Raw genomic sequence first — 1,695 nt, forward strand, 5'->3', positions numbered from 1 at the left:
TTGGCTTAGAAGCAGCCATCATTTAAAGAGTGCGTAATAGCTCACTGGTCCAGGGACTCTGCGCCGAAAATGTAACGGGGCTAAACACGCCACCGAAGCTGTGGACGCTGGAGGTTGGAAGTAAGAAGTTGGAGGTAAGAAGGGATGATTCGGAGCTTTCGTGATTTCCGTGTGTATCAGGCATCTTATAGTCTGGCACTCGAAGTACACAAAGCCACCCGAACCTTTCCGGACTTTGAGAAGTATGAACTGGGAGCTCAATTAAGGCGAGCTGCGGTTTCTATACCGGCTAATATAGCTGAAGGGTATGGGAAACGAAGGTCAACTGCTGATTTTAAGCGCTTTATAGGAATTGCTCTTGGATCATGCAATGAAGTCCAGGTTTACTTGGATATGGCTCATGACCTCGGTTATGTTGATCAAGCTTTGTATCAACGATGGGAGCAGTCATACAGTAAACTGGGCAGGCAACTTCACAGCCTGCTGGATAAATGGAAGTCCAACATCTGACCTCTTACTTCTGACCTCCAGTGTGGTAGGGGAGCGTCCCCAGTGCATCGAAGTCGTATCGTGAGGTGCGGTGGAGTGCTGGGGAGTGAGAATGCCGGTGTGAGTAACGAAAAGAGGGGTGAGAATCCCCTCCGCCGAAAGCCTAAGGTTTCCTGAGGAAGGTTCGTCCGCTCAGGGTAAGTCGGGACCTAAGCCGAGGCTGAAAAGCGTAGGCGATGGATAACAGGTGGAAATTCCTGTACCACCTTCCGCCGTTTGAGTGATGGGGGGACGCAGGAGGGTAGGGGATCGCGCTGCTGGATATGCGCGTCCAAGCGGTGAGGCCGGAAAGACAGGCAAATCCGTCTTTCCAAGGCTGGGCCGTGATGGCGAGGGAACCATAAGTACCGAAGTCCTTGATCTCACACTGCCAAGAAAAGCCTCTAGCGAGGCGGAAGGTGCCCGTACCGCAAACCGACACAGGTAGGCGAGGAGAGAATCCTCAGGCGCGCGGGAAAACTCTCGTTAAGGAACTCGGCAAAATGACCCCGTAACTTCGGGAGAAGGGGTGCCCCGTTAGCGTGATGAGCGCGAGGGGGCCGCAGTGAATAGGCCCAAGCGACTGTTTAGCAAAAACACAGGTCTCTGCAAAGCCGCAAGGCGAAGTATAGGGGCTGACGCCTGCCCGGTGCTGGAAGGTTAAGGGGAAGGGTTAGCGCAAGCGAAGCTCAGAACCGAAGCCCCAGTAAACGGCGGCCGTAACTATAACGGTCCTAAGGTAGCGAAATTCCTTGTCGGGTAAGTTCCGACCCGCACGAAAGGCGCAACGACTTGGGCGCTGTCTCAACGAGAGACCCGGTGAAATCGTAGTACCCGTGAAGATGCGGGTTACCTGTGACAGGACGGAAAGACCCCGTGAAGCTTTACTGTAGCCTGATATTGGATCTTGGTACGGTTTGTACAGGATAGGTGGGAGCCAGAGAATCCGGGCCGCCAGGTTCGGAGGAGGCATTGGTGGGATACCACCCTGATCGTGCCGGGGTTCTAACCGAGCACCGTGATCCGGTGTCGGGACCGTGTCAGGTGGGCAGTTTGACTGGGGCGGTCGCCTCCTAAAGAGTAACGGAGGCGCCCCAAGGTTCCCTCAGCGCGGTTGGAAATCGCGCGGAAGAGTGCAAAGGCAGAAGGGAGCTTGACTGCGAGACC

Annotated in this window: 1 rRNA gene; it reads left to right on the forward strand. The window is 54.9% G+C overall.

From position 1 onward, the window contains the following. Positions 1-1,695: ribosomal RNA gene (locus tag IEV46_RS17770) — 23S ribosomal RNA — on the forward strand; the annotation flags it as partial.

Source organism: Kroppenstedtia guangzhouensis, from assembly GCF_014637345.1.
Classification (GTDB): domain Bacteria; phylum Bacillota; class Bacilli; order Thermoactinomycetales; family DSM-45169; genus Kroppenstedtia; species Kroppenstedtia guangzhouensis.